This window comes from Gemmatimonadaceae bacterium (genome assembly GCA_035606695.1).
Taxonomy (GTDB): Bacteria; Gemmatimonadota; Gemmatimonadetes; order Gemmatimonadales; family Gemmatimonadaceae; genus JAQBQB01.
In genome coordinates this window covers 113,133-136,683 of record DATNEW010000028.1, presented here as the reverse complement: position 1 = coordinate 136,683, position 23,551 = coordinate 113,133, and the positions used below count along the sequence as shown (strand labels likewise).

Sequence of the window (23,551 nt, the reverse complement as noted above, 5' to 3'; positions counted from 1 at the left end):
CCGCTGAATTGGAGATATAGACGAATGGCAACCGCCGCCGTCAGCCCGGCCTACGCTCACACCGGCGAATCGTCGAAGAGCGGGATCTGGAGCTGGCTCACGACCGTCGACCATAAGCGGATCGGCGCACTGTACCTCTACACTTCGCTGACGTGGTTCCTGGTCGGCGGACTCGAAGCCGTGATCATGCGCGCGCAGCTGCAGGGCCCCAACGGCCGGGTGGTTTCGGCCGAGGTGTTCAATCAGCTGTTCACGATGCACGGGACGACGATGATCTTCCTCGTCGTGATGCCGCTCTCCGCGGCGTTTTTCAATTTCCTCATTCCGCTGCAGATCGGCGCGCGCGACGTCGCGTTCCCGCGACTCAACGCGTTCAGCTACTGGGTGTATCTGTTCGGCTCGTTGTTCATGAACTCGTCGTGGCTGATCGGCTCCGCGCCGAACGGCGGATGGTTCGGCTACGTGCCGCTCACCACGCTGCCGTCGTCGCCGGGGCTCAACATCGACTTCTGGATGCTCGGCCTGCAGATCCTGGGTGTCTCCTCGCTCGCCGCGGCGTTCAACTTCATCACGACGATCATCAACATGCGCGCGCCAGGAATGAACCTGATGCGCATGCCGATGTTCACGTGGATGGCGTTCGTCGTGCAGTTCCTGCTCGTGCTGGCGTTTCCGGTCATCACGATCGCGCTCGTGTTCCTGCAGTTCGACCGCTTCTTCGGCACGAACTTCTACACCATGACCGCGGGCGCGGACCCGCTCCTCTGGCAGCACTTGTTCTGGATCTTCGGTCACCCGGAGGTCTACATCCTGATTCTGCCGGCGTTTGGTCTGGTGTCGGAGATCCTGCCGACCTTCTCGCGGAAGCCGATCTTCGGCTATCCCGTGATGGTGTATTCAGGAATTCTCATCGCGTTCCTGGGCTTCGGCGTGTGGGCGCACCACATGTTCGCGGTCGGCATGGGGCCGATCGCCGACTCGGTGTTCTCGGTGACGACGATGCTCATCGCCATTCCGACGGGCGTGAAGATCTTCAACTGGATCTTCACGATGTGGGGCGGCAACCTGCGCTTCACGACGGCGATGAAGTTCGCGATCACGCTCGTGGCGCTGTTCACGATCGGCGGCATCTCCGGCGTGATGCACGCCTCGCCGCCGGCCGACTTGCAGCAGACGGACACGTACTTCATCGTGGCGCACTTCCACTACGTGCTCGTCGCGGGCTCGCTCATGGGCCTGTGGGGCGGCATCTACTACTACTTCCCGAAGATCACGGGCCGGCTGCTGAGCGAGAAGATCGGCAACTGGCACTTCTGGATCACGTTCATCGGCGTCAACCTCACGTTCATGCCGATGCACTGGTCGGGTCTCTACGGCATGCCGCGCCGCATTTACCAGTACGATCATGGGCAGGGTTGGGACACGTACAACCTGATGAGCTCCATCGGCGCCTACATCCAGGCGTTGGCCGGAATCATCTTCGCGTACAACATCTTCCGCAGCCGGAAGAGCGGTGAGATCGCGGGCAACGATCCGTGGGGCGCACCGTCGCTCGAGTGGTCCATTCCCTCGCCGCCGCCCGAGTACAACTTCGCGGTGATTCCGACCGTGACGTCGCGCTATCCGCTGTGGGACGTGAAGTCGCCGGAGCTGACGGCCGAGGTGCCGCACAGCAAGCATGGCGACGAGCGCAACGATATTTCCGTTGGCGGCAAGCACGTCGGCGCGTTCCACGATCACATGAGCGCCGGCACGCCGGAAGGCGGTATCAACCCGAACGCCAAGCAGGCGTCGACGAAGGTCTCGATCAAGACGGCCGAAGAGCTCGGAATTCCGATGCCGTATCCGACGATCAAGCCGCTCTTCGCCGCGCTGTTCATGACGCTGATGTTCGGCAGCCTTCTGCTGATCCACAAGGATCAGCTGCACGTCGCGGTCGCGCTCGTGATCTCGTTCGGCGCGGCCATGACGTTCACGTTGTACGGCTGGCTGACGTCGCCGCTCGAGCCGCATCTCCACTAATCCATACGCGACCAACACACTTCTCTTCTCATCGATATGGCAACCGCAGTCGCTTCACACGCACATCCCCCGACCAGCACGGGCCTGGATCATCGCAAGATCGCGATCTGGGCCTTCATCGGGTCGGAGTGCATGCTCTTCGCGTCACTCATCTCGACGTATCTGATCTACAAGGGAAAAAGCGTTGTCGGACCGTTTCCCCACGAGGCATGCGATCCGCCGGTGTGCGCCACGCACCTCAACGCAATCCTGAACATTCCCGTCACGTCGATGTCGACGTTCGTGCTGCTGATGTCGTCGTTGGCGATGGTGCTCGCGCTCGCCGCCGTGGAGAACCGCGGGAAGCCGGGCTACGAAGGCGTCCTCGGCAACTCGAAGCTGTGGCTCGCCGTGACCGCGCTGCTCGGCACGACCTTTCTCGGCTTTCAGGCGTTCGAGTTCACGTCGTTCGTGCACGAAGGGCTGACCATTCGCACGAACCTCTTCGGCTCGTCGTTCTTCACGCTCACCGGTTTTCACGGCGCGCACGTGACGGCGGGTGTGCTCTGGCTGTTGACGCTCCTCGCGATCGACATCAAGCGCGGTCTCGAGCCCAAGGATGCGCTGCTCGTCGACATCTCGGCGTTGTACTGGCACTTCGTCGACGTGGTGTGGATCGCGATCTTCACGCTCGTCTATCTCATCAAGTAAAAAAAATGGCAGATCATCACGATACGTTCACCCACACCAACGCCGACATCGACGTCCACGCGATGGGCGAGGTGCACGAGCACCCCACGTGGCGGGAATACAAGTGGGTCGCGCTCATCCTCACCGTCATCACCGTCGGCGAGGTGTGGGTCTACTACACGCCGCTTCAGAATTCGCCGGTCTTCGTGCCGCTGCTGCTCATCATGTCGGCGGTGAAGTTCGCGATCGTCGTGTTGTTCTACATGCACCTCAAGTACGACCACAAGCTCTTCAAGGCGCTGTTCACCGGCCCGCTGATCATCGCGATGTCGACGCTCGTCGCCCTGCTCTTCCTCTTCTCGAAGTTCGGACACGGGTGAGCGAGGTGCTTCGATGGTGATGTCCCTCGCGCTGCTGCACGCGGGCGCGCAGGTAGGCTGGACGGCGTTTTCGGTCCATCCCAGCACGGTTGTCGGAATCGCGGGACTGGCCGGCGTGTACGAATACGCGAAACGGGAAACGGGAACCGGTTCCCGTTTCCCGTTCTATTTGTCGCTGGCGCTGATGTTCTTCTCGCTCAACGGCCCGCTGCACGACCTGAGCGATTCGTATCTCTTCAGCGCGCACATGCTGCAGCACCTCCTGCTGGCGTTCGCGATCGCGCCGCTGATGATCATGGGTGTGTCCGGCGACATGCTGCGTCCGACGCTGCGTGTGCGCGCGGTGCGCATCGCGGCGGAGTGGCTGACTCGCCCCACACATGCGTTCGCGATCTTCACCGTCGTCGTCTCGGCGTGGCACCTGCCCCCGATGTACAACTACGCGCTGGCGCATCACGATATTCACATCGTGCAGCACCTGATGTTTCTGGCCGCGTCGGTGATCATGTGGTGGCCCGTGCTGAGTCCCCTGCCCGAGCTGCCGCGCCTGAGTTATCCGGGGCAGATGCTCTATCTGTTCCTGTTGACCATCCCCATGGCGATCGTCGCGGTATACATCACCTACGCGGACACCGTGCTGTATCCGATGTACGCCAGTGCCCCGCGGGTGTGGGGCATCACGCCGATGAACGATCAGCTGTATGGCGGCCTGCTCATGTGGATTCCCGGCGGGCTGTATTTCTACACGATCATCTCGATCGTCTTCTACCGGTGGCAGATGGCCGGCGCGGAAGATTCCCGCGAGGCGGCACAGGTAGGCTGGGCGGCGCGGTAGGCTGGGTTCCCGCCCGCTTCTTGCACCTGTGCAGGCTGTACCGTGTAAACCCTGCGATAACGTGTGGAACGAGCGTAACGTGCGAAATATGAAATACATGGCCCGGCTGGCAGCGCTGGGGCTGCTGGCGGTCGCCTCTGCGTCTTCGGTTTCCGGCGCGCAACGCGCCCCCAAGAAAAAGTCCACTCCGGTTCGCCGAGCGGCGGCGAAAGACACGCGGCCCGCACAGCCGGCGTGGTCGACGCCCAGCGGTGCATCGGCGCTCGCGAGCGCGGTTGGCGGGGCGCTCGCCGGACACACGCGCGGCGGCGAGTGGGGCGCGATCATCGTGTCGCTGACGCGCGGCGACACGCTGTTCGCCGAGAATGCCGATGCGATGATGCAACCCGCGTCGACCATGAAGATGTACACGTCGGCCGTGACGCTCGATCACTTCGGTCCCGACTATACGTTCCGCACGCCGGTGTTACGCGATGGCGCCGTGAGCGCGGACGGCACGCTCAACGGCAATCTGTATCTCAAGGGCGTCGGCGATCCGTCGATGAGCTCGCGGTTCTGGCACGACGAATCGCCGATGGACGCGCTCGCGAAGGAGGTCGTGGCGGCGGGCATCAAGCACGTCACGGGCGATCTGGTCGGCGACGCGACGGCATTCGACGACAAGCTCATTCCCGACGGTTGGAAGACCAGCTACCTCGGCGCCGCGTACGCGGCGCGCGTGTCGGCCCTCTCGCTCAATGAGAATCTCGTGTGGGTGGTGGTACAGCCGGACGGGCGCAAAGCGTCGGTGACGCTCGATCCGGCGTCGACGACCATTCCGCTCGAAAGCTCGGTGACCACCGGCGGCGGCTCTGGCGGCCGCATCAGCGCGGCGCGCCAACCCGACGGTTCCATCAAAGTTCGTGGATCGATCGGAGCGAGCTCGGGCCCGCTCAAGTATTCGCTCGTCGTCGACAATCCGGCGCTGTTCACCACCGGCGCGCTGCGCGCCGCGTTGCAGAAGGCCGGCGTGACGATCGACGGCCAGACGCGCCTTGCCGCCACGCCCGCGAACGCGACCCAGGTCGCGGCGATCTCGTCGCCGCCGCTCGCGCAGATCATCGGCGAGATGGATCGCGAGAGCATCAACATCGTCGCCGAGTTGTTGTTCCGCGCCACGGCGCACGATGCGCTCAGGCAGCAAGGCTCGGCGGAGACCGGTCTCGCCAACCTGCGCGAGTTTCTCTCCAAGAAAGTCGGCATGCCGGGAAGTGTCGTGGACGTGTCCGACGGCAGCGGCCTTTCGCTCAACGATTCGGTCACCGCGCGCTCGATGGTCCGCCTGCTCGGATACGTGCACAATGCGCCGTGGGGACCGGTGTTCCATGCGGCGCTGCCGGTGGAAGGCGAGTCCGGCACGCTCAAGCGGCACGGCAAGGGCGCGCCGTCGCGTGGAAACCTGCATGCCAAGACTGGTACGACGAATACAGTCGCGGCGCTCGGCGGGTACGTCACGGCGAAGAACGGCGAAGTGCTCGCGTTCTCGCTGATCTACAACGGCGCGGACCGCTGGAACGCCAAGGCCGCGATGGATCAGATCGGCGCGACCATGGCGGAGTTTGTAAGAGACTAATTACGATTCTTTAATGTCGATGCCGCGCTTCCGCAGCTCGGCGACGTAGAGCTCCGGCGGCACGCACTCGTCCGGCGTATGGACCCCGGGCGGCTGAATCTGGCGGCGCACCTGCATCAAGCCCGTGATCGACAGCGAGTAGCCGGTCGTGCGCATCATGGCGCTGATCTCGCGCTTCTCGTCGTAGCGGTCGACGAGATCGAACTCCTTCGTCGCGGGCTTGCCATCCTTCGTCCCGCGCACGATGACGCGCAGCGCCACGAGATCGTGGCCCTTCGGCTTCCGCAGCTTCGGCTGCACCGAGGCGATGAACAAGTCGCGGGGCACGACCTTCGTGCCTTTCACGTCGATCGGACTATTGTCGAGCAAGCCCATCTCGCGCACCGCGGCCATCAAGTACGCGTGCCCCGGATAGCGCAGCGTCTTGTACTCCATCGTCGGAATCTTGCCCTCGTACCGAAACGCCATCGTCGACAGGCCGCCCGCCGTATGGAACGCCTCGAGCTCGGCGAAATCGAACGTCACCGGCTCGATCTCGGAGAGCGCCTTCACCTGCGTGCGTTTCGAGTTCCGTAATACCCACGACAGCGTCGTGTAGTAGTCGAGCGCGCCCTCGAGCGAATAGACGAGCATGTAGTTGAGCGGCGGCTCCGGATGCTGCGGCAACCCACCAACGAAGATCTTCACCGACTCCACGGAGTCGAGCTGCCGAATGCCGTACTCCGAGAGAATGTTCACCATGCCTGGCGCCAGCCCGCAGTCCGGCACCACCGTGATGTTCTTTCGCTTTGCCTCGGCGTCGAGCTCCTTCTGCTTGAACACGATCTCGGTGTTGCCGCCAAGATCGCAGAAGTGGACGCCGGCCTGCACCGCGAGACGGGCCAGGTCGTAATTGAAGTAGTACGGAATGGCGCTCATCACCGCGTCGCACTGGCGCATGGCACCAAGCACGGCACTCTCGTCGCGCACGTCGAGCGTGGTGGGCAGCAGCCGCGGTCCCGAGTACGGCGCGAGAAACTCCGGCAGCTGGCCAATGTGCACGTCGGCCAATCGTACTTCCGTCACTTCTTTATCTTGCAGCAGGTCGTACGCGCACGCCGAACCCTGCAATCCCGCGCCAAGAACGAGCATCCGCATGAACGCGCTTCTCCAGAACAGCGAGTGGTGAGTGGGTTGAACAAAAAGCTATCAGGTACCCATCCGACCCGTCACCTGCCGCCCGTGCACGATCCTCGCACTGCCTCGACTCCATGACGACGAACGACCACGACTCCGATTGGCGGCGCCACCTGATCGACGACAATGAGGGAATCGCCCGCGTGCTCGGCGGCACCAAGCGCATCGCGGTGCTGGGCATCAAGGTCGATCCCGATCAGCCCGCGCACTACGTCCCGGAATACGCGCAACAAACGGGACACGAGATCGTGCCCGTTCCCGTGTATTTCCCCGACGTCACCGAGATTCTCGGCGAGAAGGTCTATCGCAAAGTCGCCGACGTTCCCGGCGACGTCGACATGGTGAACGTGTTCCGCCGCTCGCGCGACGTGCCTCCGCACGTCGACGACATCATCGCCAAGCATCCCAAGTCGGTCTGGCTCCAGCTCGGCATTCGCAACGATGAGGCGGCCGAGCGGCTCGCGCGCGCCGGAATCGACGTCGTGCAGGACAGGTGTCTCATGGTCGAGATGAGACGGCGCGGAAAATAGCCCCGCTACTCGACGACGATCTGTCCGTGCCGCAGATCGAGCGTCCACCGACGCTCTTTCAGCATGGATGACACCTGCGGCAGCCGCAGCGGCACCCAGCCGCCAGCTCGCGCCATCTCGAGCTCGCCGGCGGATTTCATGATGGCGAGCCGCGTCCCATTCGTCGAGCGAAGCGACGTCGCGCCGATGCGCAGCAACATGCGATCCGCCGCCGGATCGAACGTCGGCGTGAATCGCGCGAGAAACTCGAGACTCACGCTTCCGTCGACGCCCGCGGGTGGCGACTCGACCGTCACCGGAAAGTTCGTCAGGGTGACACGGCTCAGGCCGATGGAATCTGCGGCCGCAACCGCCGACCGCGCGGCGCTCGCAGGAAACCGTCGCAGCTTCACCGACGTCGAGACAGCCTCCGATACACTGATTCCATTTCCACTCGAACGAATCGCCAGCACAACCGGCCGGCCGTTCACACGAAGCGTGACGCTGCCGAGCGGCGACGACGATCGCGGTGCGTAGGACATGAGCACACTCGAATCGCTCGCGAGCGTTCGTGACGGATGCGCGGCGAGCCACCGCGCACGATCACGCTCGGCCGGCGACAAGGTCCCCGCGGGCAACGACAGCAACTGTGGATACTGCTCGAGCTCGTCATACATCGGTGCGAGGATCGGCCCCGCGGCCGACGGTGCCAAGCCAAACTGAACCGCTTCCTCGACGAGCGTCACGGCAATGCGCGTCGCGCCGCGCGACTCGAGATAGCGGCCCAGTGCGAGTCGCGCCTGCGGGTCATGCGGATGTGCGCGCGCCGCGGCATAGTACAGCGACTCGGCTTGCTGAATCGCGCCGCGCTGGATCAGCGAGTCAGCGAGGCGCAGCGACTGAGCGCCTGCGACCGCCGCGCTCGCTGCGGTCGCTGCACTCGAGATGCACGACACAACGATTGTACGAAGCCAACGACTCATCGGGGACTCACGTGCAGCGCGGCGAGCAGCTCGACGTCCGGATCGAGCACCACGGCCGACGGCGCCGTGGAAAGGGGAACGCGGACCTGCACGGCGCCCGCCGTAGCCGACAGCTGCGCGACCGCGCGGTGCGACGCTCCCGTTGAATCGACGACCGCGATGGTGAGAGGAAACTGATACGCGCCGAACCGGCTGTCCTGCCGCACGGTGATCGAGGTTTCGTGCGTTGCAGCGTCGTACGCCCACGTCGCGGTGACGGTCGGATATCCCGGCCGCCGGAGCCACTGATCGAAGAACCATTGCAGCCGCTGCTTCGACGCGCGCTCCATCTCGGCTTGCAGATCATCGGTGACCGCGGTCGCGCCCTTGTGACGCACATAGTATCCGCGCAAGGCTTCGTAAAACGCCCGCTCGCCGACTTGCTTGCGCAGCATGTGCAGCACGAAGCCGCCCTTTTCGTAGCTGTTGCGATTGAGTAGCGCGAGATAGTTCGTCTCGGTGCTGTCGATCACCGGACGGTGCGTGACCGCGGTGCTGTCGGCGAGCACGGTGGCGCGAATCGCCGCCATGTTCGCGCGAAATGCGCTGTCGCCTGATGCGGCGCGCCGCCACAACGCCGCGAAGTAGGTGGCGAAACCTTCCGACAGCCACAGATGCGACCAATCACGCTCGGTGACCGCGTCGCCAAACCATTGATGCGCCGTCTCGTGCGCGATCAACGCGTCGGTCATCGTTCCGCGGCGAAAGCCGGCGTCGGCGTAGAAGATCTCGCTCGCGTTCTCCATACCGCCAAAGCGCGTCGCCGATTGCAGGTGCGCGAGCTTCTCGTACGGAAACGGCCCGACGAGCGACGCGAAGAAACCAACGATCTCACCGGCGCGCGCGAACGGCCCTGGCAGAAACGAGCGCTGCTCCGGCGCGACGTACACCATCTGCGGCACGCACCGCTGCCGTTCGGCGAGTCCACACGCCGTCTCGCCGAGATCGTACATCACGAGCGGCGCGGCGGCGATCACCATGAGATACACCGGAATCGGCCTCGCCTCGCGCCACACCGTTTCCGTGCGATCGCCGCCGAGCGGCTTGCTGGAAATCAAGCGACCGTTGGCAACGACGGTGCGTGATGAAGGCGCGCGCACGCGCCACGTCACCGTCGCCTTGTCGCTCGGATGATCGATGCTCGGAATCCAGTGCCGCGCACGATTCGGCCAGTTGTCGCCGAAGTACGTCCATCGCCCGGCCGAGTCGCGCCGAACGATCAAGCCGTCCTTCACGGCGCCCGAATAGTCGACCGACACGAGCATCGTCTTCGGGCGGCTCGGCACCGAAATGCGAATCGTCTCAGCGGTGCGATTGAACTTCACCGCGTGACCGTCCACCGTCACCGCGTTCACGCCGAGGTCGAGCAGATCGAGAACGAGCGTGTCGGCCTTGCCCGCGCGCGAGACGGTGAGCGTCGCGTTGCCGTGTATGGTCGCGCCGGAATCCGGCAGATCGAGCGTCAGCGCGTAATCGGCGACGTCAAAGTCGGGGCGATAGGGGCGCGGCGACTGGGCCTGGAGCGCGGAGGTCGCCGCGATGCCGGCACACAGCGCCGCGGTGACGAGATGTCTGACGGCGATCACCGGCCGAAGAGTTTCCCGAGCAGCCCGTCGCCGCCGTTCGATTCACCGGAGCCGCCCTTCCCTTCGCTCGCCGCCGCCGCGAACGCATCGGAGAACTCGATGGTGCTCTGAAAGCGTTCGTCGGGATTGCGCGCCATCGCCTTGAGCAGCACGCGCTCCACCGACTCGGGAAAGTCGAGATCGGGGCGCATTTTTCGGAGCGGCGTCGGATCGCTGCGCAGGCGCGCGATCATCAACTCCTGCTGCGTCCGCCCCTGGAACGGCAGCTTGCTCGTTAGCATCTCGTACGTCATGAGCGCGAGCGAGTAGATGTCCGTGCGCGCATCGAGTGGCTTTCCCCTCAACTGTTCAGGGGACATGAACTCCGGCGTCCCCAGGATGATTCCCGTCGCCGTCAGCTTCTGCAGCTCCGCGCCCGCCTTGCGCTCCTTCGCGAGACCAAAATCCATGACGACCGCGATGTCGCGGCCCTCGCGCCGGCAGACCATGATGTTCTCGGGCTTGAGATCGCGATGCACGATCTTGAGCTCGTGCGCCACGTTCAGCCCGATCGCCATGTCGCGCACGAGCGGCACTGCGTCGGCCAGTGAGATCTGCCCCAGGCGATTCGTGCGATCGGCGAGGATCTCACCATCGACGAACGGCATCACGACGTACACGAGCCCGTCCTCGGTCTCGCCAAGGCGAATGATGTGACAGACGTTCGGATGCGCCAGCCGCATGCCGAGGCTCGCTTCACGGCGAAGCCGCGCCATCGCATTCGCGTCTTGCGAGAGTGCGGCTGAAAGAACCTTGATCGCGTATCGCTCACGAGTCGACACATCGGTGGCGAGATACACGAACGACATGCCGCCTTCGCCGATTTTCCGCTCGACGAGATACCGGCCCTGCAACGTCTTGCCCGCGAGACTGGCGTGCGTCACCGCGGGCGCGGAACCTTCGCCACGCTGCAACGCCGACGTCGAGCGGGGCGTGTCGGTCGCCGTTGCGACCGGTGCCCCCGGCGTGGCCGACGCGAGCAGGCGGGTGCCGTCGCGCGTACAGAAGCGCGCGTCAGCGGGATAGATCGTGCCGCAGGTCGGGCAACGGGGCATCAGGCACGCACCTGGTTGCGTCCACCGGACTTCGCGCGATACAACGCTTCGTCGGCGCGCGCGAACAAGTCCTCAGTCGATGTGATGCGAGGGGAAGGAAAGGTGGCGATTCCGATGCTCACGGTCAAATGCACCGGCCGATCGACGCTGACGTCGAACGCCTGCCCTTCAATGCGCTCCCGCAACCGCTCGGCGAAGATCGTGGCGCCGTCGTTCGACGTCTCGGGCAGGATGACGACGAATTCCTCGCCGCCATACCGCGCGACGACGTCGACTTTGCGCACCGCGTCCTCGAGCAGGGCGCCCAGCTGCCGCAATACGCTGTCGCCGGCCAGATGGCCCGCGGTATCGTTGATCTGCTTGAAGTGGTCGACGTCGAGCAGCAGCAGCGTGAGCGCCGACTCGAACCGCCGCGCCCGATCGACCTCGGCCGTCAGCCGATCGAGCAGCGCTCGGCGGTTGAGCACCCGCGTCAGCGGATCCGTCGTCGCCAGCGCCTCGAGGCGGCGATTGTCGGCCCGCGTCGTCTCGAGCGCCTGCGCGCGGCGAATCGCGGCGACGGCGGCGCGGATGACGACGTCTGCGAAATCGACGTCTTCCGTCGTGAGACTGCGCTCGCTGCGATCGGTGCGCAGGAACAGCGCCCCGGCGCGCCAGCGGTCGATCGAGAACGGAATCGTCGCGACGGAACGAATGTCGATCGATTTCCCTTCCTGCGCCCACAGTTCGCGCATGCCCGCGAACAGCGGATGGAGCCGGGCATCCTCGACCAGCACGGGCCGTTCCGACTCGAGCGCCGCCGTGATCTCCGGATACTGATCCAGCCTGATCTCGACGTCGTGAATTGAAGAATCCTCATGGGCTGCCGCGACCGTGCCGACGAGATCCCCCGGCCGCGCGAGCACGACCGAGCAATGCGAGATCTCCAACGCACGCGCCACGCGCCGCGCGAGAATGCGGTAGATCTCGGTGGCCGACAGCTCGCCCGTGACCTCGTGCAGAATGTCCACGAGCCGGCGGTTGCTCATGGCATCCTCCCGCGCGCGTTCCAGCTCGGCCGCGGTGTCCTTGAGCGCGGCGCGCGCCGCGCGCAGTTGGCCGCTGGCGCGGAGCTGCGTGCGAATACGGCCCAGGAGCTCGGGCACGCGATAGGGCTTGCTCACGCAATCGTCCACGCCCCACGGCAGGCCGGAGCCGCCGTCTTCGATCGCCGCCCACGGCGCCGTAACGATGACGCGAACGTCGTGAAAGCGGTTGTCGCTGCGCAGTTGTCCGAGAATGGCGCCGTCGCGCTGCACGACGTCGCCGTCGAGCAGGATCAGGTCCGGCGGGACACGCGTGAGCGCGGCGAACAACTCATCGCGCCCGGAGACTGGGCTGACGTCGTAGCCCTGCTCGCGCAACAGCCACGAAAGAGCGCCGCTGACGAACGGATCTTCCTCGGCGACAATCACTCGCCCCGGGGTTTCACCCGCCGAGGAGGCCACGAAGTCCGTCCCATTCGATGTTACCGCCACTCAACACGGCGACGGTCGGTCCCTTCGGGACGAACTTCTTCTCCAACAACGCCGCGACCGTGATCGCGCCGCTCGGTTCCACGACGAGCTTCATGCGATCGAGCAGCAATCGCATGGCGCGCGTGAGGGCATCGTCGTCGACGAGCACGACGTCGTCGAGATACTGCTGTTGGTGCGCGAACGTGACGGTTCCGATCTCGACCGCGAGCAGTCCGTCGGCCAGGCCGCCTGAATGTTCGATCTTCACCGGCTTTCCGGCGGCGCGCGCGCGGCTGAGCTTCGGCGCGGTCGTCGGCTCGACGCCGATCACGCGCGCGCGCGGCAAACGCAGCTTGATCGCCGACGCGACGCCGGCGCTGAAACCACCGCCGCCCACCGGCACCAGCACGTTCTCGACGCGCGGCAGGTCATCAGCAATCTCTAAACCCACCGTGCCCTGGCCGGCGATGATCGTCGGGTGATCGTACGGCGGAACGAGCGTGAGACCTTCTTCGCGCGTCAACTCTTCGGCCTTGCTCAGACGATCGAACGTCGTGGTGCCCGCGAGCACCACCCGCGCGCCCAACCGTTCGGCGCCGCCGCGCTTGGCGGGCGTGACGGTGGTCGGCATCACGACCGTCGCCGGAACGCCGAACAGCTTGGCGGCGAGTGCGACCGCCTGCGCGTGATTGCCCGACGACGGCGCGATCACGCCGCGCTTTCGCACCTCGGCGTCCATGCGCGAGAGAAAGTTGTACGCGCCGCGGAACTTGAACGCGCCGCCACGCTGCAGCATCTCGGGCTTGATCCATACCGGAGCGCCAACGACGTCGCTGATGGGATCGGCGGGAAGCAAGGGCGTGCGCACGGCGACGGGCGCCAACACGCGCGCCGCGGCCTCGAGGTCGCCCAGAGTGACCAGCTGTGTATCGATCAAGAGAATACTCGGTTTCGTCCGGCGGTCTTGGCCTTGTACAGGGCGTTGTCGGCTTCCTTGATCAGCATCTCCGACGAGATCGGATCGCTGCCGCGGCCGAGCGCCACGCCGATGGAGATCGTGAGTGCAATCGGCGCACCGGCGGGGCCGAAGGTGTAATCGTCCACGCGCCGGCGCAGACGTTCCGCAAAGGTCAGCGCGCCCTGCCAGCCGGTGTCGGGCAGTACGATGACGAATTCATCGCCGCCGAAGCGGGCAACGGAATCCGTGTCGCGCGCCGTCGCCTTCATGATGCCGGCGAGCTGCTGCAACACGACGTCTCCAACGGGATGTCCCTTGGAGTCGTTGATCTCCTTGAAATGATCGAGATCGATCGCCGCGACGGCGACCGACGAGCCGCGACGCCGGGCCTGCCGCAGATCGGAACGCAGCCGCGACTCGAGCGCGCGCCGATTCAGGCAACCGGTGAGCGGATCGCTGCCGATTTGTTCGGCGAGTCGGGCGTGCATCGACTGGAAGCTGCGCGCCAGCAGCGTGAGCTCGTCGGGCCACTTCTCCGCCGCGAGTTGCGGCAAGCTCGCGGCTTCACCACGTTCGACGACTTTGCAATACATGCGCAGCGCATCCATTCGCTCGCGGAAGCTGCCGAACGTGTAGACGAGCACCGTGCTGATGAGCGCGTAGAGCGTGAAGTTGAACGCGACGCCAAGGCCGGTCGGATGCGGGCCGGTCACGTACGGCGGCACCAGCAGTGCGAACACCAGGTACGCGACGCCCGTGAGACCGGCGGCGAGCAACCCGTGGCGACGGCCGAAATAGAACACGCCGAGCTGCATCGACAGGAAGCCGAACAGCAAAATGCGATGGAACTGCGCCGGCGGGCTGGTGAGATACACCAGACCGGCAAGCGTGATGACGTCCGTGCCAAGCAGCAGCGCCGGGAACCACGACTGTGCGATGCGTCCCGCTTTGTGGCGCAGAATCCACGACGTCGACATGACGACGCCGACGTACGATGCCGAGAGCAGCGCGAGCGGCAACAGCGCCGACTGTACGTTGGAGCCAAGCACCAACGACAACAGCACCATGGCGCCGAGTGCGAGATATCGCACCCAGCGTTGCCAGAGCAGCACCTCGCAGCGGAGGTTTGCTTGCTCGGCAAGCAGCGCCTCCCCGAGCTCCACGGACACCATGGGGAGCTCCTGGGTGACCCTCATCGTGGACGGCGCGAGGGGCACGGTAGGCGACACTTCTCGTTCGGCGCGGACTGAGGAAGACATCGGCAGTTACGAAACGGGACCTAAGCTACAAGAGAACGCGCGGGGCGGAAAGATTTACATCGGGAACGATGTGTTACAGAGGGGCGGTTTGGCGGGACGGAGTGTCTCGCGTGGGCCTTCTACCACGGACAACATCGGACAGCCACGGACGGGCCGGAGACAGCGGAAAAGAGTTGACGGCAGTTCCGCCGTCTCCGTGCCGGTCCGCTCTTGTCCGAATGAGTCCGTGGTTCTTTTGTTTTGAGCGCGGACAAAAGAAAAGAGGGGCCGATGCCTATCGACATCGACCCCTCTTCGCTCGGTATGCAATTGAACTATTCCTCGTCGTCCCCTTCCGGGCCCACGGTCGCCGGCTCGGCGATGTCGTCGCCGGCCTCGGACTCGTCGTCCGGCACGACCCGCGCGACGTCCATCACCAGATCGTCGTTGTCCAGGTTGACGAGCTTCACGCCCTGCGTGTTGCGGCCCGCGACGCGGATACCCTTCACCGGCATCCGGATGGCGACGCCGTGTTTGGTGATGAGCATGAGCTCATCGTCCGGCAGGACCTCCATGAGCGAAACCGCGTCCCCGGTCTTGTCGGTGCGATGCACGGTGATGATCCCCTTTCCGCCGCGCTTCTGAACGCGGTATTCGTCGATCGGCGAGCACTTGCCGAGTCCCTTCTCGGTGACGACCAGCAGGTTGGCTTCGCGCTTGATGACCACCATGCCGACGACCTGGTCGCGGGCGCCGAGCTCGATGCCTTTCACGCCCGTGGTGTCGCGGCCCATCTCGCGCACGTCCTGCTCGTGAAAGCGAATCGAGAGGCCGTGACGCGTCGCAAGCACGATGTCGTTCGTGCCCGTGGTCACTTGCACGTCGATCAGTTCGTCGTCGTCCTCGATCTTGATCGCCTTGATGCCGTTGGTGCGCACATTTGAATACTGTGACAGCGCGGTCTTCTTCACCGTGCCGTTCTTGGTGGCGAACAGCAGGAACTGATCGTCGGGGAAGTCGCGCACGGTCACGATCGCCGACACGTTCGTATCGGGCGTCACGTTGATCATGTTGATGATCGGCTTGCCTTTCGCGGCGCGGCCCGCCTGCGGGATCTCGTGCACCTTGAGCCAGAAGCAGCGGCCGTCGTCGGTGAACACGAGCACGTAGTCGTGCGTCGACGCGACGAAGAGATGCTCGACGAAATCCTCTTCCTTCAACGTCGCGCCGTTGTTGCCGCGTCCGCCGCGGCGCTGCTTCTTGTACGTCGAGACCGACGTGCGCTTGATGTAGCCCGAGTGGGAGATGGTGACGACCATCTCTTCTTCGGCGATCAGGTCTTCGATCGTGAACTCGCCTTCGTCGCTCGTGATCTCCGTGCGGCGCTCGTCGCCGTACTTCTTCGCGATGGTCTGCAGCTCGTCCTTGAGCACGGCCATGCGCTTGTCCTTCGACTCGAGCAGCGCGCGCAGCTCCTTGATCATCCCGCGGACTTCCTTGAGCTCCTCTTCCAGCTTTTCGATCTCGAGGCCCGTGAGCTTCGCGAGCCGCATGTTGAGGATCGCTTCCGCCTGCCGCTCGGACAGCTTGAACCGCTTCTGCAGCTGCGCATTCGCCGTCGGCGTGTCTTCAGCCTTGCGAATGACCTTGATCACTTCGTCGATGTTGTCGACGGCGATCTTGAGGCCTTCGAGGATGTGCTCGCGCTCGAGCGCCTTGTCGAGATCGAACTGCGTCCGGCGGACGATGATCTCGTGGCGGTGCTTGATGTAGTGCTCGAGCGCCTCCTTGAGCGGCATGATCTTCGGCACGAGACTGCGCGTGCGCTCGTCGGGGACGAGCGCGAGCATGATCACGCCGAAGGTCGACTGCATCGCGGTGTGCTTGTACAGCTGATTGAGCACCACGCGCGGAATCGCATCGCGCTTCAGCTCGATGACGATGCGCATGCCGTCCTTGTCGGACTCGTTGCGCAGGTCCGAGATGCCCTCGAGCTTCTTGTCGCGCACGAGCTCCGCGATGTTCTCGATGAGCTTCGCGCTGTTGACCTGATACGGAATTTCGGTGACGACGATCTGCGACTTGTTCGAGGACTCCTTCTCCTCGATCACCGCGCGCGCGCGCATGACGATGCGGCCGCGGCCCGTCTCCTGATAATCCTTGATGCCGGCGCGGCCGTAGATGTAGCCGCCGGTCGGAAAGTCGGGTCCCTTGATGTGCTTGCGAATGTCGCCGAACGTCGCGTCCGGATTGTCGATCAGATGGACGATGGCGTTGACGACTTCGCGCAGGTTGTGCGGCGGAATGTTCGTCGCCATGCCGACCGCGATGCCCGACGAACCGTTGACGACCAGATTCGGAATGCCCGCCGGCAAGACCGACGGCTCATGGTCGTGATCGTCGAAGTTGGGCACGAAGTCGACGGTGTTCTTGTCGAGATCCGTGACCATCTCCATGGCGATCGGCATCAACCGCGCTTCGGTGTAGCGATACGCCGCCGGCGGATCGCCTTCGACGGAGCCGTAGTTGCCCTGACCGTCGATGAGCGGATAGCGCAGCGAGAATTCCTGCACCATGCGCACGAGCGCGTCGTACACGCTGGAGTCGCCGTGCGGGTGATACTTGCCAAGCACGTCGCCGACGACCGTCGCCGATTTCTTGTACGGGCGACCAGGAACGAGCCCCGTGTCGAACATCGAGTACAGCACGCGGCGATGCACCGGCTTGAGCCCGTCGCGCACGTCGGGCAGCGCACGCGACACGATGACGGACATCGAGTAGTTGATGAACGACTCTTTGATCTCGTCGTCGATCAAGCGCGGAAGAATGCGTTCACGGTTGTTTGGAGCAGTCATTTTCGGAGGGCGGTCGGCGACAGAATACGGCTATTCGCACGCGGATGAACGACACGCGTGAGGGGCCGAAAAGGAGACGTTCCGAGACGCTGAAATCTACCGGAATTCAGGGCGAAAAGCAACCGAAAATCTGGTATGTAAGTTGTTTATTGACAACAACTTACGTAGGTCACATTTCTGATCTGCCCACATCGTCTCCGCGCGTTCGAATGGATTCGAGAATTCCAAAAAAAATTCAGCACGGACTGTGAACCGCGACATGCACGGACAGGCACGGACACGGCGTTGACCGTCAACGGCCGTTGACAGCAGTTCACGCTGTCTCCGTGCCTGTCCGTGGTCGTCCGGCGTTCATCCGTGGTAGGCCTTTTTCTTTCCGTTTCCCGCGCGACACCCTCTCCGAGCGCGAGGACTCAAACGGGCTGCGGCGGTTCCCCTGATTGATCGCCCGGCGGCGTATGCTTCCGCACATGGCGCTCGTGCTCCGCCCGCTCCTCGGCATCCAGCTCGGCCTCCGCCTGCGCCTCGAGCTGCGCCTCGCGCGCCATCGCCTCCGCGCGCTCGCTCTTGTACCGCTCGTACCACTCGCGCGTGATCTCGCCCGCCAGCTCGCGATTGCCTAAGCCAAACGACAGCGCGAGCGCGAGCGCGATGGCGCCGAACAGAATCGCGAACGCCGTCGTCACGATGTCCGTCGCGATCCCCAGCTCCTGCAGCGCCATGAAGATCGCCAGCAGCAGGACGCCGCCGCGCCCGATGCGCGCGAGCGATTTGCCGCCATGCACACCGCCCGCCGACGCCGCGATCAACCCGCCGACGAATCCGCCGAGGACGATGCCGACCAGAATGATCACGATGGCCGCGATCACGCTCGGGATATAGCTCACCAGCGTCGACACCACGTTCGCCAGCGAGTCGAGTCCCAGCGCATTCGCGGCGAGGAGAATCACCGTGAACATCACCAGCCAGAACACGAGATTCGCCAGCACGCGCGTCGGATTCACGTGCGTGCCCGAGCGCTCCACCGCCTGGATCACTCCGCCGCGCTCGAGCAGATGATTCAGCCGGATGCGACGCAGCAAACGCTCGACGAGCTTCTCCAGCACCTTGGCGAGGAGATAGCCCGCGAACAGGATGACCAACGCGCCGACGAGCGCGGGCAGCGTTTGACCGAACACTTCGCCCAGGCTGCGCTGGAAGCGGTCGCTGAAGTTCGTCGTGTCCGGCTGTTGCATGAACGTCGTGAGCATGGTGATCATGGTGAGCATCAATCTATCGCCCCATTCCCTACGTGCGCGTCCCGCGCTTGACGTCGAAGATGACGCTGCGACGGCACGCTGGACAGATCAGCCACTCCCGCTTGCGCGCGTACCCCAGCCCGAACGATCCGCCGCCGATGCTTCGCGCCGTCAGCGTCGTGCCGTCGCGCGGACACTTGGGCGCGTCGCCCTTGGCGTACGCGTCGCGAACGGCGCGTTCCTCGGCGGGCTCGTACCGCGCGTGCTCCTCGGTCACGATACGCGCACCACGATCTTGCCGAACTGCGCGGCGCTTTGCAGGCGCTCCATCGCGGCGCGGCCATGCTCGAGATTGAACACGCAGTCGATGACCGGCTGCAATCGCCCAGCGCGAAAGTGCTCGGCGATCGCGTCGAACTCGGCATCGTTCCCCATCGTGGACCCGAGGATGGACCACTGATTCCAGAACAGCCGACGCACGTCGGTTTCGACGATCGGGCCCGACGTCGCACCGCACGTCACCAGGCGGCCGCGCCGGCCCAGCGCTTGTAGCGATGCATTCCACGTCGCTTCGCCGACGTTGTCGACGACGACATCCATGCCGCGCTTTTTCGTTCGATCGCGAATCGCGCGCGCGACGTCGACCTTCGTGCGATCGAGCAGCTCGTGAGCCCCGAGCTCGGCGGCGCGACGCAGTTTCTCGGCGCTGCTCGACACGACCCACGCTCGCGCACCGATCAGTTTGCAGATCTGGAGCGCCGCGAGTGCCACACCGCCGCCGATTCCCCAGATGAGCACATCTTCACCGGCACGCAGCTGGGCGCGCGTCACGAGCATGCGCCACGCCGTCAGTGTCGCGAGCGTAAATGCCGCGGCGAGCTCGGACGACGTGCCGGCCGGGATCGCGCGCACGTTGGCCGCCGGCACCACGACGTACTCGGCCATCGTGCCCGGGAGATGTTCGCCGAGCAGCGCAAAGCGCGGGCAGAGGGGCTGTTCGCCCGCCAGGCAGTACTCGCACGTGCGATCGCTGATGCCGGGGTTGACGATGACATGATCGCCTTCGGAAAGGCCCGAGACGTCGGTGCCGACCTGGTCGATGACGCCGCTGGCGTCCGCGCCGAGGATCCACGGCGGCGTGATGTTGACGCCGGGCAGCCCGGACACGACGAACAAGTCCAGGTGATTCAACGCAGCCGCGCTGACGCGAATGCGAACGTCGGTTGGCCGGGACAACTCTGGAATGGGCAGTTCGTCGCGGTAGTCGACGCGATCGAGGGTGCCGTGACTGGAGATCGTCAGCGCGCGCAAGAGAACGACGGGAACGGCAAAGGTGATTCGAGCCCGGTGTATATTGTCAAACTGAAGTTAGGCGGGCCTTTGGCCCCGGGTCCACGGTCGCCCGTTGGTGTCCCGTTCGGCAATTCCCGAGCATTCCCGGCTTTCTCGCATGACGTCCATCAAAGTTCCGCCGCTTGGCGAATCGATCACGGAAGCCACGGTCTCGCGCTGGTTGAAGAAAGAGGGCGATGCGGTGGCGCCCGGCGATACGTTGGTCGAGCTCGAGACCGACAAGATCACCGTCGAGGTGCCGGCGATGAGCTCTGGCGTGCTCACGAAGCGTGCGCATGCGGAAGGCGATGTGGTGAAGGTGGATGATTTGCTGGCGGAGATTGATGAGGCGGGCGTCGGGGCGTCGACGCCGGGCGTCGAGGCGTCGGGACGTCGAGGCGTCGAGGCGACTGCAAATGCGCCCGCCGCAGCGAAAGCCGAGCCGACGCCTGCACCGGCGAGTGTGCCCCGGCAAACTGAGGTTCGCGCCTCGCCGGCCGCACAACGCGTTGCAGCCGAGACCGGTGCGGATTTGTCAAAGGTTCAAGGAACGGGACGTGGTGGCGTCGTCAGCAAGCCGGATGTCATCGAGCAATCGGCCAAGCCGGCACCGCAACCGTCTGCGCCAACGACGACACCCGCGCCTTCGGCCCCGCCCTCCCCGACGCCCCGGCGCTCAGACGCCTCGACGCCCGCCGCTTCTCGCGAAACCCGCGAAAAAATGACGACGCGCCGCAAGCGCATCGCCGAACATCTGCTCGAGTCACAGCACGCCACGGCGCATCTCACGACGTTCAACGAAGTCGACATGTCGGCCGTCATGGCCGTGCGTTCGCGTCTCAAGGAACGCGTCGAGAAAGAGCACGGCGTGCGCTTGTCCTTCATGCCGTTCTTCGTGAAGGCGGCGTGCCTGGCGCTCAAGCAGTATCCGACGGTCAACGCCCAAATCGACGGCGATTCGATCGTCTATCACCACTACGTGAACATGGGCATCGCGGTCGCATCGGACGCGGGGCTCGTGGTGCCGAACGTGAAAGACGCCGATCGCAAGGGCATGCTCGACGTCTCGCGCGGCATCGATGCACTCGCCAAGCGCGCGCGCGACGGCAAGCTCGCGATGGACGATCTCACGTGCGGCACGTTCACGATCACGAACGGCGGCGTCTTCGGCTCGCTCGTCTCGACGCCGATCATCAACTATCCGCAGGTCGGCATTCTCGGGCTGCACAAGACGCAAGACCGCCCGGTGGCGATCAACGGCAAGGTCGAGATCCGCCCGATGATGTACGTCGCGCTCTCGTACGATCACCGAATCATCGACGGGCAGCAGGCGGTGCTCTTTCTCGTTCGCGTGAAGGAGCTCATGGAAGATCCGGCGTCGATGTTGGTCGATTGACGCGATGCGGGGTACTGCAATCCCGGGTGGCAACGTCGCCGCCCGGGATTTTTTTGGATCACGCACCGGAGGCTTCAATGCAGAGCGTATTGGTTCGCGCGGGTGTTGCGGCTGTTGCGGGTGTCGTCGTGGGAATCGTGTCGGCGTCCGCCGCCGCGGCGCAGGTGCGAAGCCGCGACCGCGGCTTCGAGCTTGGCGTGGACGCCGAAGTGTCGTACCAAACCGTTCATCGCGACGGCGTTACGTCGCAGCCCGATGGCACGACATCGTTCAACGTTCCGACGGGCACGGTGCGCATCGCGTTCCCGACGAGCGGTCCGGTCGCCTTTGAGATCGCCGGCAATTTCATGCATGCCAGCGCGGGCGGAGGCAGCGTCACGACGTCGCAGGTGGAGCTTGGCCTTCCGATCGCTCTCACCGACACGCGCACGTCCGCCGACTGGTTCGTGCGACCGGCGATCGGCTTGCAGTACAGTCGTTCGGGTAACCTATCCTTCAGCCGAGTCACGCTCGGCGGCGGGATCGGCCTGCGCGTCCCGGTCAGCAACGTGGTCTCCATGCGCTATGAACTGCGCGACACATATCTGACCCCGAGCAGTCACGTCTCCGGCAACGTGATCGGCTTGCTGGCGGGTGTTTCCGTGTTCACCCATTGATCGCCGGGGGAGCGGGTCGGCGCGATTAAGTTTCGCCTGACTCGCTCCTTACCAACACTCGCATGGCAGTCTCCAACACCTCATCGTCTTCCACTGCCGCCGACGTCGTCATCATCGGCGGCGGTCCCGGCGGCTACGTCGCCGCGATTCGCGCCGCGCAGCTCGGTCTCAACACCGTCTGCGTGGAGATGGACAAGACGCTCGGCGGCACGTGCGTGAACGTCGGATGCATTCCGTCGAAAGCACTGCTGCAGTCGACGGAGCATTATGAGTTCTCTAAACACTCCGCCGCCGCGCACGGCATCAAGATCGGCGGCTTGAGCCTCGATCTCGGGACGATGCTCAAGCGCAAGGACGACGTCGTCGGCCAGAACACGAAGGGCATCGAGTTCCTGTTTCGGAAGAACAAGATCACGTGGGCCAGGGGCAAAGGCACGCTCAGGCCGGGCAACGTCGTCGACGTTTCGGATGGATCGAGCTACCAGGCGAAGAACGTCATCATCGCCACGGGTTCGGTACCGATCGAACTGCCCTTCCTCAAGTTCGACGAGGAGCGCGTCCTGTCGAACGTCGGCGCGCTCGAGATTCCCGAGGTGCCGAAGCATCTCATCGTGATCGGCGGCGGCGTCATCGGCCTCGAGCTCGGGTCGGTGTGGAATCGCCTTGGCGCCAAGGTGACGGTCATCGAGCTGCTGCCCGCGATCCTTCCCGGCATGGATGACGACGTCGTCAAGGAAGCGGACAAGGTGCTGCGCAAGCAGGGCCTCGACATCCGCACCGGCACGCGCGTCACGAACGGCGGACGCACCGCCAACGGCGTGTTCGTCGACGTCGAGAAGGATGGCAAGAGCGAACGCATCGCCGGTGATTGCGTGCTCGTGTCGGTCGGACGACGGCCGGCCACGTCGGGCATCGACGCGCAGGCGCTCGGGCTCAACGTCGGCCGGCGCGGTGAGATTCTCGTCGACGATCAGATGCGCACCAACCTGCCGAACGTGTACGCGATCGGCGACTGCGTGCCCGGTCCCATGCTGGCGCACAAGGCGGAGGAAGAAGGCGTCATCGCCGCGGAAGTCATCGCGGGCCACAAGGTACACATGCACTACAAGTCGATCCCGGGCGTCGTCTACACGTGGCCGGAGATCGCGGCGGTCGGACTCACGGAACGCCAGGTGAAGGAGAGCGGCCGTGAATATCGCGCGGGCAAGTTTCCGTTCTCGGCGAACGGCCGCGCGCGCTCGATGGGCGAGACGACGGGGTTCATCAAGTTCATCGCCGACGCCAAGACCGACGAACTGCTCGGCGCGCACATGATCGGCCCCAACGTTTCCGAGCTGATCGCCGAAGTGGTCCTGGCGTTCGAGTATCGCGGATCGTCGGAGGACCTGGGCGTCACGGTGCACGCGCATCCGACGCTGTCGGAAGTCACGAAGGAAGCTGCACTGGCGACCCTCGGCCGCGCGCTGCACATCTGAGT

20 protein-coding genes are annotated in these 23,551 nt (G+C 64.6%); 9 read left to right on the top strand and 11 right to left on the bottom strand.

Translation table 11 applies throughout. The annotated features are described in order from the left end of the window. The first annotated feature begins 24 nt into the window (after positions 1–24). From ctaD to dacB, 5 genes are all read left to right on the top strand, one after another. Positions 25–2,022, top strand: a complete 1,998-nt coding sequence (gene ctaD, locus VN706_15180) for a cytochrome c oxidase subunit I (GenBank protein HXT16982.1) — start codon at positions 25–27, stop codon at positions 2,020–2,022. A gap of 36 nt (positions 2,023–2,058) precedes the next feature. Beyond that, positions 2,059–2,712, top strand: coding sequence for a cytochrome c oxidase subunit 3 (locus tag VN706_15175; protein HXT16981.1), 654 nt, complete (start codon positions 2,059–2,061; stop codon positions 2,710–2,712). Between the two features lie 5 nt (positions 2,713–2,717). Then, positions 2,718–3,071, top strand: a complete 354-nt coding sequence (locus tag VN706_15170; protein HXT16980.1) for a cytochrome C oxidase subunit IV family protein — start codon at positions 2,718–2,720, stop codon at positions 3,069–3,071. A gap of 13 nt (positions 3,072–3,084) precedes the next feature. Next, positions 3,085–3,906 carry a cytochrome c oxidase assembly protein gene (locus VN706_15165; protein ID HXT16979.1) on the top strand — a complete coding sequence of 274 codons (822 nt, stop codon included), beginning with the start codon at positions 3,085–3,087 and terminating at the stop codon, positions 3,904–3,906. A gap of 88 nt (positions 3,907–3,994) precedes the next feature. Further along, on the top strand, positions 3,995–5,518 hold the full coding sequence (dacB, locus tag VN706_15160; GenBank protein HXT16978.1) for a D-alanyl-D-alanine carboxypeptidase/D-alanyl-D-alanine-endopeptidase: 1,524 nt from the start codon (positions 3,995–3,997) through the stop codon (positions 5,516–5,518). Here dacB and VN706_15155 read toward each other — a convergent pair whose 3' ends face one another. Continuing rightward, positions 5,519–6,655 (bottom strand): saccharopine dehydrogenase C-terminal domain-containing protein, encoded by a 1,137-nt coding sequence (locus VN706_15155; GenBank protein ID HXT16977.1) that lies wholly within the window; start codon positions 6,653–6,655, stop codon positions 5,519–5,521. Positions 6,656–6,768: 113 nt separating this feature from the next. Here VN706_15155 and VN706_15150 point away from each other — a divergent pair, with 113 nt between their 5' ends. Next, positions 6,769–7,224: a CoA-binding protein gene (locus tag VN706_15150; GenBank protein HXT16976.1), complete on the top strand. Its 456-nt coding sequence runs from the start codon at positions 6,769–6,771 to the stop codon at positions 7,222–7,224. Positions 7,225–7,229: 5 nt separating this feature from the next. Here VN706_15150 and VN706_15145 read toward each other — a convergent pair whose 3' ends face one another. The 10 genes from VN706_15145 to VN706_15100 form a co-directional block, all read right to left on the bottom strand. Continuing rightward, positions 7,230–8,186, bottom strand: a complete 957-nt coding sequence (locus VN706_15145; protein ID HXT16975.1) for a hypothetical protein — start codon at positions 8,184–8,186, stop codon at positions 7,230–7,232. Further along, positions 8,183–9,811 carry a M1 family aminopeptidase gene (locus VN706_15140; GenBank protein ID HXT16974.1) on the bottom strand — a complete coding sequence of 543 codons (1,629 nt, stop codon included), beginning with the start codon at positions 9,809–9,811 and terminating at the stop codon, positions 8,183–8,185. The genes VN706_15145 and VN706_15140 overlap by 4 nt, the downstream gene beginning before the upstream one ends. Then, a complete protein-coding gene (locus VN706_15135) occupies positions 9,808–10,905 on the bottom strand; it encodes a serine/threonine-protein kinase (GenBank protein ID HXT16973.1) in 1,098 nt (365 codons plus the stop codon). Before VN706_15135 ends, VN706_15140 begins: the two co-directional genes overlap by 4 nt. After that, positions 10,905–12,392, bottom strand: coding sequence for a diguanylate cyclase (locus VN706_15130; protein ID HXT16972.1), 1,488 nt, complete (start codon positions 12,390–12,392; stop codon positions 10,905–10,907). Before VN706_15130 ends, VN706_15135 begins: the two co-directional genes overlap by 1 nt. Beyond that, complete coding sequence (locus VN706_15125; protein HXT16971.1) at positions 12,373–13,338, bottom strand: threonine/serine dehydratase; 966 nt, start codon at positions 13,336–13,338, stop codon at positions 12,373–12,375. The genes VN706_15130 and VN706_15125 overlap by 20 nt, the downstream gene beginning before the upstream one ends. Beyond that, a complete protein-coding gene (locus VN706_15120; GenBank protein HXT16970.1) occupies positions 13,335–14,531 on the bottom strand; it encodes a GGDEF domain-containing protein in 1,197 nt (398 codons plus the stop codon). Before VN706_15120 ends, VN706_15125 begins: the two co-directional genes overlap by 4 nt. Before the next feature lie 401 nt (positions 14,532–14,932). After that, entirely contained in the window at positions 14,933–17,452 is a 2,520-nt protein-coding gene (gene gyrA, locus VN706_15115) for a DNA gyrase subunit A (GenBank protein ID HXT16969.1), read from the bottom strand. 413 nt (positions 17,453–17,865) lie between these two features. Next, positions 17,866–18,720: a hypothetical protein gene (locus VN706_15110; protein ID HXT16968.1), complete on the bottom strand. Its 855-nt coding sequence runs from the start codon at positions 18,718–18,720 to the stop codon at positions 17,866–17,868. 19 nt (positions 18,721–18,739) lie between these two features. Beyond that, a complete protein-coding gene (locus tag VN706_15105) occupies positions 18,740–18,967 on the bottom strand; it encodes a hypothetical protein (GenBank protein HXT16967.1) in 228 nt (75 codons plus the stop codon). Next, positions 18,964–20,001 (bottom strand): zinc-binding dehydrogenase, encoded by a 1,038-nt coding sequence (locus VN706_15100; protein ID HXT16966.1) that lies wholly within the window; start codon positions 19,999–20,001, stop codon positions 18,964–18,966. The genes VN706_15105 and VN706_15100 overlap by 4 nt, the downstream gene beginning before the upstream one ends. Before the next feature lie 139 nt (positions 20,002–20,140). Here VN706_15100 and odhB point away from each other — a divergent pair, with 139 nt between their 5' ends. The 3 genes from odhB (at position 20,141) to lpdA (ending at position 23,549) form a co-directional block, all read left to right on the top strand. After that, on the top strand, positions 20,141–21,418 hold the full coding sequence (gene odhB / locus VN706_15095; GenBank protein HXT16965.1) for a 2-oxoglutarate dehydrogenase complex dihydrolipoyllysine-residue succinyltransferase: 1,278 nt from the start codon (positions 20,141–20,143) through the stop codon (positions 21,416–21,418). 77 nt (positions 21,419–21,495) lie between these two features. Further along, positions 21,496–22,074, top strand: coding sequence for an outer membrane beta-barrel protein (locus tag VN706_15090; protein ID HXT16964.1), 579 nt, complete (start codon positions 21,496–21,498; stop codon positions 22,072–22,074). 62 nt (positions 22,075–22,136) lie between these two features. Beyond that, complete coding sequence (lpdA, locus tag VN706_15085) at positions 22,137–23,549, top strand: dihydrolipoyl dehydrogenase (protein HXT16963.1); 1,413 nt, start codon at positions 22,137–22,139, stop codon at positions 23,547–23,549. The last annotated feature ends 2 nt before the right edge of the window (positions 23,550–23,551 follow it).

Excerpts from the sequence above, each read along its gene's own strand:
- VN706_15165 (HXT16979.1), top strand. The coding sequence starts at position 3,085 with ATGGTGATGTCCCTCGCGCTGCTGCACGCGGGCGCGCAGGTAGGCTGG.
- odhB (HXT16965.1), top strand. The coding sequence starts at position 20,141 with ATGACGTCCATCAAAGTTCCGCCGCTTGGCGAATCGATCACGGAAGCC.
- VN706_15120 (HXT16970.1), bottom strand. The coding sequence starts at position 14,531 with ATGGTGTCCGTGGAGCTCGGGGAGGCGCTGCTTGCCGAGCAAGCAAAC.
- VN706_15090 (HXT16964.1), top strand. The coding sequence starts at position 21,496 with ATGCAGAGCGTATTGGTTCGCGCGGGTGTTGCGGCTGTTGCGGGTGTC.
- VN706_15170 (HXT16980.1), top strand. The coding sequence starts at position 2,718 with ATGGCAGATCATCACGATACGTTCACCCACACCAACGCCGACATCGAC.
- VN706_15135 (HXT16973.1), bottom strand. The coding sequence starts at position 10,905 with ATGCCCCGTTGCCCGACCTGCGGCACGATCTATCCCGCTGACGCGCGC.
- VN706_15175 (HXT16981.1), top strand. The coding sequence starts at position 2,059 with ATGGCAACCGCAGTCGCTTCACACGCACATCCCCCGACCAGCACGGGC.
- ctaD (HXT16982.1), top strand. The coding sequence starts at position 25 with ATGGCAACCGCCGCCGTCAGCCCGGCCTACGCTCACACCGGCGAATCG.
- dacB (HXT16978.1), top strand. The coding sequence starts at position 3,995 with ATGAAATACATGGCCCGGCTGGCAGCGCTGGGGCTGCTGGCGGTCGCC.
- VN706_15150 (HXT16976.1), top strand. The coding sequence starts at position 6,769 with ATGACGACGAACGACCACGACTCCGATTGGCGGCGCCACCTGATCGAC.
- gyrA (HXT16969.1), bottom strand. The coding sequence starts at position 17,452 with ATGACTGCTCCAAACAACCGTGAACGCATTCTTCCGCGCTTGATCGAC.
- lpdA (HXT16963.1), top strand. The coding sequence starts at position 22,137 with ATGGCAGTCTCCAACACCTCATCGTCTTCCACTGCCGCCGACGTCGTC.
- VN706_15155 (HXT16977.1), bottom strand. The coding sequence starts at position 6,655 with ATGCGGATGCTCGTTCTTGGCGCGGGATTGCAGGGTTCGGCGTGCGCG.
- VN706_15110 (HXT16968.1), bottom strand. The coding sequence starts at position 18,720 with ATGCTCACCATGATCACCATGCTCACGACGTTCATGCAACAGCCGGAC.
- VN706_15145 (HXT16975.1), bottom strand. The coding sequence starts at position 8,186 with ATGAGTCGTTGGCTTCGTACAATCGTTGTGTCGTGCATCTCGAGTGCA.